Source organism: Streptomyces sp. NPDC059874, assembly GCF_042731135.1.
Lineage (GTDB): Bacteria > Actinomycetota > Actinomycetes > Streptomycetales > Streptomycetaceae > Streptomyces.
Genome location: NZ_JBHWJY010000074.1, coordinates 33,943 through 43,169 on the forward strand (window position 1 = coordinate 33,943; position 9,227 = coordinate 43,169).

The 9,227-nt window shown below is 69.0% G+C and carries 10 protein-coding genes; 5 read left to right on the top strand and 5 right to left on the bottom strand.

Annotation, left to right across the window (positions count from 1 at the left end):
* Nucleotides 1–102: 102 nt before the first annotated feature.
* A complete protein-coding gene (locus ACFV9H_RS31915) occupies nucleotides 103–435 on the top strand; it encodes a DUF6233 domain-containing protein (RefSeq protein ID WP_385405101.1) in 333 nt (110 codons plus the stop codon).
* A gap of 482 nt (nucleotides 436–917) precedes the next feature.
* Here ACFV9H_RS31915 and ACFV9H_RS31920 read toward each other — a convergent pair whose 3' ends face one another.
* From ACFV9H_RS31920 to ACFV9H_RS31930, 3 genes are all read right to left on the bottom strand, one after another.
* A complete protein-coding gene (locus ACFV9H_RS31920; protein WP_385405123.1) occupies nucleotides 918–1,193 on the bottom strand; it encodes an isoamylase early set domain-containing protein in 276 nt (91 codons plus the stop codon).
* Between the two features lie 235 nt (nucleotides 1,194–1,428).
* Nucleotides 1,429–1,758, bottom strand: a complete 330-nt coding sequence (locus tag ACFV9H_RS31925) for a plasmid stabilization protein (protein ID WP_385405104.1) — start codon at nucleotides 1,756–1,758, stop codon at nucleotides 1,429–1,431.
* A 259-nt stretch (nucleotides 1,759–2,017) separates the two neighbouring features.
* Complete coding sequence (locus ACFV9H_RS31930; protein WP_385405107.1) at nucleotides 2,018–2,419, bottom strand: hypothetical protein; 402 nt, start codon at nucleotides 2,417–2,419, stop codon at nucleotides 2,018–2,020.
* Between the two features lie 511 nt (nucleotides 2,420–2,930).
* On the opposite strand from ACFV9H_RS31930, the gene ACFV9H_RS31935 reads away from it, so the two are divergent.
* Complete coding sequence (locus tag ACFV9H_RS31935) at nucleotides 2,931–3,284, top strand: PRC-barrel domain containing protein (RefSeq protein WP_385405110.1); 354 nt, start codon at nucleotides 2,931–2,933, stop codon at nucleotides 3,282–3,284.
* Nucleotides 3,285–3,377: 93 nt separating this feature from the next.
* Here ACFV9H_RS31935 and ACFV9H_RS31940 read toward each other — a convergent pair whose 3' ends face one another.
* Nucleotides 3,378–3,794 (bottom strand): CBS domain-containing protein, encoded by a 417-nt coding sequence (locus tag ACFV9H_RS31940; RefSeq protein WP_385405112.1) that lies wholly within the window; start codon nucleotides 3,792–3,794, stop codon nucleotides 3,378–3,380.
* Between the two features lie 240 nt (nucleotides 3,795–4,034).
* Between ACFV9H_RS31940 and ACFV9H_RS31945 the strand changes: the two genes are divergently transcribed.
* Nucleotides 4,035–4,433: an STAS domain-containing protein gene (locus ACFV9H_RS31945; protein WP_385405125.1), complete on the top strand. Its 399-nt coding sequence runs from the start codon at nucleotides 4,035–4,037 to the stop codon at nucleotides 4,431–4,433.
* A 337-nt stretch (nucleotides 4,434–4,770) separates the two neighbouring features.
* Here the strand turns inward: ACFV9H_RS31945 and ACFV9H_RS31950 are convergent, their stop codons facing one another.
* Nucleotides 4,771–5,646, bottom strand: a complete 876-nt coding sequence (locus tag ACFV9H_RS31950; RefSeq protein WP_385405115.1) for an ATP-dependent DNA ligase — start codon at nucleotides 5,644–5,646, stop codon at nucleotides 4,771–4,773.
* Nucleotides 5,647–6,572: 926 nt separating this feature from the next.
* On the opposite strand from ACFV9H_RS31950, the gene ACFV9H_RS31955 reads away from it, so the two are divergent.
* Nucleotides 6,573–7,163, top strand: a complete 591-nt coding sequence (locus tag ACFV9H_RS31955; RefSeq protein WP_385405118.1) for an SMI1/KNR4 family protein — start codon at nucleotides 6,573–6,575, stop codon at nucleotides 7,161–7,163.
* A 427-nt stretch (nucleotides 7,164–7,590) separates the two neighbouring features.
* The gene (locus ACFV9H_RS31960) at nucleotides 7,591–9,099 is read left to right on the top strand and encodes an NF041680 family putative transposase (RefSeq protein ID WP_385405119.1); all 1,509 of its coding nucleotides are present in this window, start codon (nucleotides 7,591–7,593) and stop codon (nucleotides 9,097–9,099) included.
* Nucleotides 9,100–9,227 lie beyond the last annotated feature (128 nt).

Sequence of the window (9,227 nt, forward strand, 5' to 3'; positions counted from 1 at the left end):
GTGCAGAGAAGCCACGCCCCCACCTGCCGGTACGGGGTCGGTGCCTCGCCCCTCTGCGCTGCTTGTAAGGCCCTGCGGCAGGCCCAGTACGGGGGCTGACCGGTGTCTGTACTGCCGCCCGACCTGCCCCGGCTGCGGACGCTGGTCACCTATCTGCGCGGCGAACTCGGCCGCGCCGAGCAAGCCTTGGCCACCGCCGAGGAGCGCGAGGCCCTCGCAGCTTCCAGGCTGCCGCCCAAGGAGCCGCCCGCGTGGCTGATCGAGCGCGGGATCGGCAATGGCCGGCCCCCGGTGCGCCTGCATGCCGGGGGCTGCTGGGACACCGGCAAACGCTGCATCCCTGCCAGTCCCGAGCAGATACGGCGGCTCTTGGCCGAGGGTATCCCTGCCTGTATCCACTGCCGTCCCGACACCGCCCTCGGAGTGCTGGAATGACCGGGCACCGGCAGGGTGGGGGAATGAGTCCCGAGCTGCGTGTGGTCGTCTACCCGCCGGACGCCGGGGTGGGCGCCGCGTCCGCTGGGACGCGGCGGCGCTCCGGCACCAAGGGCCGGGCGGGGACAGCACGCAGCGCGACTACGCCGGCTGGCCTACAACATCCGGCGGTACGGGCGTGCCCGTGTCACGGTGGCAGGGCGACGAGAGGTCCACGCACGCGGGGCCCGGCCGGTCGAAAAGCCACCCCGGCCGGGCCCCGCTACGCACACCGTCACCCGACGCCGGTCACAGTGCCCGCCACCGCAGCGGCACTGTCTGAGGCAACAGCAGGTCCCCGGAACCCGAGCACCCTCGCTTCGGCGATGTCCGGCTGCCCGCCCGCTCCGGCACCGAACCCGATCGGCTGGAGCCAGTACCCCGGCCGGTGAAAACTGGGCAGGGGCCGACCGCGCGGGTGGATCCGCTCCCGGGATGTCGGATCAGGTGTGCAGGAGGCTGTTGGTGCCGTCGTGGCCGTCGGCGTGGCCCTCGTTGAACCAGTAGTCGCCCGCGGCCAGGTAGCGGAAGGAGTGCACGCGCTTGGCCGACAGGCCGACCGTGACCGCGCGCATCCCGTCGCTGCGGGGCTCAAGGGTGTGGGCGCCGGGCTTCCAGCCGTTGAAGTCACCGACGACGCTGACCGGTCCGGGCGGGATGTCGGCGGGCAGGACGAAGGTGACCTGGGCACGGTCCTTGAGCAGCTTGCGTTCGAGCATGGCGGAGAGCTCCTGCAGACGGGGGTGGCTGTTTCCGCTCATCCTGCGGCCGCCATCGCGGGCAGGCACCCGCACACGGCCGCGTACGGGTCCTGCTTCACCCGCCCGGTGCCACCCGTACGGGCCCGGCACTCCCCCGGCATCGGCCGTCGGCGTGACCGCGGCCTCCCACGGTCCTCATGCCAGGGCGTGCCTGCGGTGAGTCCGAGGGCCAGGAGCTCGGGGAGGTGGACGGTCAGTGGCCGAGGGCGTTCTTGAGCTGCTGCTTCGTCATCGTCGAGCGGCCTTCGATGTTGCGCTTCTTCGCCTCCTGGTACAGCTCGTCTTTGGTGCGCTCCGACGCGCCGCCGCCACCGCCAGACTTCTCACCGCCCCGCTGGGAGGCGGACTTGCCCTGCGTGGAACTGCGGCTGGCCGTCTTGCTCTCCCCCGCACGCGCCCGTTCCTTGTTCACCGTGCGGGAAGCCATCTCCTTCGCACGCCCCTCCGACATGCCGCGCTGTTCACCGGACTCCTTGATGTGCTCGTACTGACGCTCACGCTTCGCGCTGGAACCTCTGGGCATGACACATTCCTCTCTCGACACTGTCAGGTCACCGTCATGCTGAGCCCAGCCCGAGCACCACGCACCTCCGCCGGGCCAGACGAGGGGGTCCGCCTGGTCGAACCGCTCGGCTTCGTCGGCCGTCGGGTGACCGCGGCCTGGAATCCGAGCGTGGTGCGGAGGGATCCGACTCGACTCGCTTGCATTCGCCGCCGGGCGGCCCTCCAGGTCGTGAGGGGCCTGGCGGCCGCCGCGCGGGACACTGCGCGACGGTGGCCGTTCAACTGGCGAGGGCGACGAGCCTTCGGTACTCCAGCTGCTGTGTCCGTCTGGCCGTGAGATGGACGTGCGCGTCCGGGAGGTACTCCTTCAGGGCCGTGTACCCGTCGGTGTAGGCCTCTTCCTGTGCTTCGGCGTCCTCCGGCTTCCAGAGGATGAGCAACTGTTCGTGCCTGCGTGCGCCTTCCGGGGTGGCGAAGGACAGCTCGTGGACGACCAGACGCGCCTGGTCCGCGGGCAGGGCCGAAACCAGCTCGTCATGGGTCAGGTTTCCTTCCACCTCCACGACCAGCACACCGGGGGTGTCGGCGAAACGAAGGATCACGGTATTGATCTCCCGCGTCTCCCGCAGGTGGTGCAACGCGTCACGGGAGCCTTCCGAAAGGCCGATCGGGCTGCTCACGAAATCCTCTCTCCGTCCGTGGCCTGAGGGGTTACCCACGCGGGTCCGCCTTCCACCCCGGCGAGCGCGACAAGACCGGGCCGGCGTCGGGCAGCAGCCCGAGTATGTCCAGCAGCAACGCCAGATCTCTCGCGTCGACGGCACGTGCGGCAACGGCGCGGCGCGCAGCCGCCCGGTCCGCGGTCCCGGAACACGCCAGGAGAGCCGGTGCGTCACAGCCAAAGGGATCCTTCACCCCGCCGATCCCACCACCCCCACCCGCCACACGCAGCCGAACTACTCCACCTGCCCTGCGGTCCGCGACCAGTTGAGCCCCGCGCCTTCCCGGCCAGTTGCTCGGCGGTCTGCCGCTGACGCCTGTTATGGCCGGCCTGCACCACCACCGGTTTCGCGGACCCGAAAGCGTGCCGACCCGTACACCGGAGGAGGCCCGAGTCGCCGGGCGGTCTCCGCGGTCATACGTTCAGTGGCGGACTACGCAAATCATGACAGCCATGCGAAAGGGGCAGCTGTGAGTGAGTTCGACATCTGGGGCTACCGTCCTGACGCCGGGTACCAGCCGGGAACCGACATCGTCGGCTACAAGGTCGAGGCCAAGGACGGCGGCATCGGCAAGATCAGCAAGCACTCCGAGGAAGTCGGCGCCTCCTACGTCGTCGTCGACACCGGGGTGTGGATCTTCGGCAAGCACGTCCTGCTGCCCGCCGGGACCATCAACATGATCGACACTGTCGATGAGAAGGTCTACGTCGACCGGACGAAGGACCAGATCAAGGACGCTCCCGAGTTCGACGAGGCCAAGCAGGCCGGCGACTCGTCCTACCTGGAGCCGTTCGGCCACTACTACGGCACGCCGCACACGTAAGCGTTGCCGACGTGGTGCGGGGCCCCACCACGTTTGGCGGGGCCCCGCACCACCCCGACACCCACGTCCAGAGGCGTGCAGGACGTGGTCTGGTCAGCTCTGCGAGATCGTCTGGAGCAGGTCGCCAACCTTCGCGTCCGGCAGCGCGCGGGCGACGTCGGCCAGCGCGACGATGCCGACCAGCGTGTGCCCGTCGATGACCGGCAGCCGGCGGACCTGGTGCTCGCTCATGGTCCGCAGGATCTCTGCGGCGTCGTCGTCGGCGCCGATGGTGACGGCTTCACCCTGGGCGAGGTCGCCGGCCTTCACCTGGCCGGGGTCCTTGCCCGCGCCCAGGACCTTCACCACGATGTCCCGGTCGGTGAGCATGCCTTTGAGTTTCTCGTCCGTGCCGCAGATCGGCAGCGCGCCAACCTTCAGCTGGGTCATCTTCTTGGCTGCCTCGAGGACCGTCTCCTGGGCGCCGATGCACGTCGCGTCCGCCGTCATGATCTCGCGAGCCGTTGTCATCCGCCGTACTCCTTCGTCTGAGGGGTGCGGGGCCGCCCTCTCACACGGGCAGGCCACAGGACCTATGGGTTGCCCCCTGCCCTCGACCGGTAACGGCATTCGCCCCACAACCACCCCCGGAACCATGGCCTGCGCGGGCACTTCAGCGTGCCTCGCCCCGGCGCCAGGGACCACGACGCCAGGATGGAAGCCCACAGGCCCTGAAAGCCTGCGATGACCGAAGGAGAACCATTGATCACTGTGGACGTCCAGCACTGCGGCATCTCGGTCCTGGTCAGCGCCAGCGGGGAACTCGACGCGGGCGCGGGCGAAAAACTCCAGCGGGCGCTGGACAAAGTCACCGTCACTGAGCGAGACCTCCTGGTGGACCTGCACGGTGTCGCGTCCATGGACGCCGACGGGCTGCTCCACCTCTTGGACGTGCACCGGCGCGCCGAGCACCTGGGCCTGCGAGTCCAGGTCACCGGCTGGCAGCCACAGCCCCAGCAGTGCATGGCCGAGGTCGCGGGCATCCCCGGGCGCGGCTCGGCCACCGGGGAACGTTATGCCTTGGCAGGCTTCCGCCGACTCATCGAAGAACGGGCCCAGCGCACACAGGAGACCGCGGACTCCGCCACCGGATGGCTGCCCCGCGCCTGACGTGAGGCTGCCCGCCGGCGTCGGCCGGCAAGGCTGCCGGCCTCGTCGAGCAGTTTGCTGGCAATCGGGTCAGGCAGATCGCGGCGTCTTTTAGAGGCCTGGACTCGCCAGGTCCACAGCACGATTGGGAAGTCGGTGGTGGCGGCCGCGCTCGTCGGCGGCCCGGCCACGCGCACTCCCTCCGGCCTGCACGTGCCTCGACGACTGGCCCGTGACTCCTCGCGCCTGGTCGATTTACGCTGGAGACTGCGGCGCGGCCGGCTCGGTGAGCGGCCCCCGGCCGCACCCGTGGGCACCTGCCCCTCCCCCCCTCAGTGCAGGTGCCCACGCCGGGCCTTCAACCATGAGCCGAACCCGGGCCCCCGCTGAACAGCGGCACCTCCTCCACGATCACGTCCAGGCGCAGCCGTTTGAAACGGACCGGGTGCCGGAAGACGCCGCCCCGATCGACGGCGGTGTCGGCGCTGATCTCCGCAACCAGCTCGGGGCGCACGAGAGTCACATCAAGGACGTCCCGGCTGCCCCACGCCGATGCGAACCGCCAGCCCTCCCACGGATGTCCCGTATCTGCCGCGGACACGTTGCCCCCGACCAGGCGCGCCATCTCGGCACGCAGCGGGGCCGTGCGGCCGACCGGGCGGAGGTGGCCCTCCACGTCGCGGCGGCCCAGCAAGAGGAGCTCAGGTCGGATCACGGTGCCGGTGATCGCTCCGATGATCGCCTCTGTCGTGTTCCGGCGGCGCAGTTTGTACCAGCCTCTGTGTCCTGGCCGGTAGGGCTGGTTCACGGCCTTGACGACGATGCCCTCCACCCCGGAGATTTCGGTCCAGGACTCCAGCCACTGCTGCGCCTTGATCAGGTCTGTTGTCATCGGGCACAGCGCCCAGGGCGCCGCCAGCTGGTCCGCGGCGAACAGGGCTTCCAGCCGGAGGCGGCGTTGGCGGTAGGGATAGCCGGTCAGCTCGTGTCCGTCCTGCTGCAGGATGTCGAAGGCGACGAAGAACGCGGGCAGCGACGAGGCGAGCCCGCGCGCGCTGCGGCCTCCGGCAGCGGTACGGCGCTGCAACCCCTCAAACGACAGCCGGCCCGCCTTCGTGTCCCAGACGACGAGCTCCCCGTCCAGGACCAGCCCGTCGGGCAGCTTGTCCGCTGCGGCGACGAGGTCGGGGAACCGGTCCTGGATCAGCGACCCGCGCCGGGTCTGCAGCAGCAACGTGCCGTCCGGCTTACAACCTGTTCCTAAACCCCGTTGTCGCAGGTAGAAGCCCGATTTCGGAAAGTCGGCTGTAGAGACGCGTTCGGGGAGCAGGCACTGTGACCGCTCCCCGAACGGAAGCTATGGTATCGATGGGCCTGGTGTGAAGAGTGCGGCGTTGCCCCACCACCAACCGGTCCCGGTCTCCCCGTTGACGGGGGCGAATGCGGGCCAGAGGGCCCTGCTCCGAGGGTAGCGCCGTGTGCCGAGGCTCAGTAGTTGTCGCCGTCGGCACCAGATAGCCTGCGAAAAAAGCAGGTCGAAGCAGTCGGGCTGTCACCAGAGAGGCGCTGAAGTTGTCACACATGGGCGACGCCTGGGTCGTACGGGTGCCGGTGCGCAGCATTCCTCGCGAGGACCTCATCGCCATGCTTCGCGAACAGACCCCAGCATGCGGACCTGCCCGTGACGTCCTGGTAGCCGGAGGCACCTTCGACATCTCGGACGGTCTGGTCCCTCCCAGTCGGCACGCGGGTGTGTTCGCATTTCGAATCCGCACAGCTGCTCGGCGTGGCCACACAGTCGGGGGCCTTGCCGCCTCTGTCGACATCCTCCGGCAGGCCGGGGAAGAGCCTGTGCGTACCGGTCTCATCTACTCCGTGGACAGGACGTCCGTGTTCACGATCTTCCTGAACTCCTCAGCGACAGAAGTGCTGGCCTGTGCAGGCGGACTCCGGCCCAAACCCCCGCAGTCGCCGGAAGATGCCTTCGAGTGACAACACGCCTACCTTTGTGTCAACTCTCATGCTTCGGCTCAAGCCGCCGGCCTCGACCGGGGATATGGAACAGGCACTGGGCTTGTTCTTTATCTACCAGGCCGCCCAAGCACATGAGAACGAGCCCCGCGCAGCCTGCTGCTGAACCCGGCTGAGATGCTTCAGCTCATGATTGAGCCGCCTCTGAACGGCATCACGCCGGTGATCCCGCCCGTTGCGACCTCCTGGCAGCGCATCGACGCATGGCTGGCCCGGCATGCGCCCGCTCGCCTCGCAGAGCTTGCTCCTCCGGCTTCGCCACACACCATCGACCAGCTCGAAGTCACGTTGGGCATCCGGCTTCCCACCGACCTGCGCGCATCACTGCTGTGCCACGACGGGGATTCGTCCTATCTCGGCATATTGCCGTGCGGCCCGCTGTACTCCACGTATGTAATCGCCGAAGTGCGCCAGATGCGTATGGAGATCTGGGAAGGCGAGAACGACCCGGCTGAGCAGGAGAATCCATGGTGGGGAACGCAGTGGATCCCCTTCGCCGGCGGCGATGGCGATGAGCACTTCATAGACGCGGGCCCAGGCCTCTGGCACAACCACCTTGGCCGCGCTGCGCACGACGACCATGCCTACTTCCTGGGGTGGCCGAGCCTTGGATCCTGGCTCCACGAGGTGGCCGAGGCCATGGAACAGCACGATCGGACCGACTTGCTCCACGCCGTCGCCCATCCTTCCGTAGACGAGGACGGAGAGATCGACTGGTGAGCAGAGGGACGCAAAGCTGAGCTGGCGTCCATGCTGAGTGCCTGCTTCTGATCCCTGCCTGCGCAGGTCAGCGACCGAAGAGGAAGTCAGGGCGAGAGCGACCCGTTCGGAGAACGGTCACGGTGACGGTTCGGCGAACGGAACTGCTGAGGCGTCTGGTGCCCAGTTCGACCTGGGTCAAGTTCACCCCGATGAACTTGACCCAGGGGTGGCGCCGACGGCCGCGAACGCGGCCTGGAGGGCCCTGTTCCTCAGGGGAGCGAGGGGCTACGGCCCGGGATCAGAAACAGGCACTAACCTTGACGTTTTTGGTCCGTCATCGAACGGGGCTCGGACTTGTTCGGGGTTTCCCCAGTTCACGGCGTGTCCACGGGGCTGGGGCCTGATCCTGCGAGAAGAGGTCGGCGCGGCGCGTGGAGGCTGGATCGTGGATCAGGTCGAGCACGGGATTCAACGAGGCGCGTTCACAGCGGTGACGGCGTTCCGCACCGAGCTGTACAGATCCCTGCTTGCCCGGGGCGATGCGCTCTTCGAGCTGTGCGATGCGTTGCTGTGCACCGATGGCCCGGTCCGCACCCTTGTGGACCTGGCCCTCGCGCCCGAGCACAGGCGGGGGCACGGTGCTCTCTACGCCGGCCTGAACCAGGGCCGGATCGATGCCGCCCGGCTCCGCCGCGCCCTGGTCGGGGTGCCGCTGCCCCGGGCCGCCGACGGTCGCCTCGTGCTCGCGGTGGACGTCTCGCCGTGGCTGCGGCCGGACGCGGACACGTCCTCGGACCGCTCGTTCTGTCACACCTTCGGCCGGGGCCTGGGCAAGCACCAGATGGTGCCTGGATGGCCGTACTCGATCGTCGCCGCACTGGAATCCGGCCGCACATCATGGACTGCCCTGCTGGACGCGATCCGGCTGGGGCCTGGCACGGACCTGGCGGCGGTCACCGCCGAGCAGGTCCTCGAGGTTGTTGAACGCCTCGTCGCGGCGGGCCAGTGGCGCCAGGGTGATCCTGAGGTCCTGGTCGTCCTCGACGCCGGCGACGACGCGCCTCGGATCGCCCACCTTCTGATGGACATGCCGGTCGAGGTGTTGGGCCGGCTCCGCTCAGACCGGGTGATGCGCAAACCGGTTCCGGTGCCGTGGATCTGCCCGCCGCAGGGCGGGCGCCCGCCCAAAGACGGTGGTGAGTTCGTCTTCGGCCGCCCCGAGACCTGGGGCGAGGCGGCGGTAGTGACCGTGACCGACACAGAGCGGTACGGGACGGCGACCGCGCAGGCGTGGGACCGGCTCCACCCCCGGCTGACACACAGGGCTGCGTGGGGGGATCACGAGGGGCCCCTGCCGATCATCGAGGGCACCGTGATCCGGTTGACCGTGGCGAAGCTGCCCAGCGGCGGGGTCAACAAGCCAGTCTGGCTGTGGTGGTCGGGCACCGGCGCCGCCGCCGAGGACGTCGACCGGTCCTGGCAGGCGTTCCTGCGAAGGTTCGACGTGGAGCACACGTTCCGCCTGCTCAAGCAGACCCTGGGCTGGACCCGGCCCATGCTCCGCGACTCCGCCGCAGCCGACAGATGGACCTGGCTCGTCCTGGCCGCACACGCCCAACTTCGACTCGCCCGCCCCCTCGCCGCGGATCTCCGCCGGCCGTGGGAACGACCGGGGGAACCGAACAGGCTGACGCCGGCCCGTGTCCGCCGGGGGTTCAGGAACCTGCGCGCGAAGACGGGGACGCCAGCTCGTGCACCGAAACCCACCCGCCCCGGTCCCGGTCGGCCGCTCGGCTCGAAGAACCGGCGTCCCGCCGCCCGCCACGACGTTGGACGCGTCCTCGCCACTGGCGAGTCCTACACCCGACCCGCACACCACAAGAAGGGGACGAAGCCCCGGCGAACAACCTGGCCGTCAACAGGCTGCTCGGGCTACAGCCTCAGCCGGAGATGATCTACAGGGGGCCGACCATGGAGAACAGGTCTAACTGATTGTTTCAGAATGAGGTTCGCAGGCGGCGGAGGCATATGAGGCTGCAGGCCAGTTCGAGCAGGCCCTGGTGGAGATCAGCGCGTCGTTCG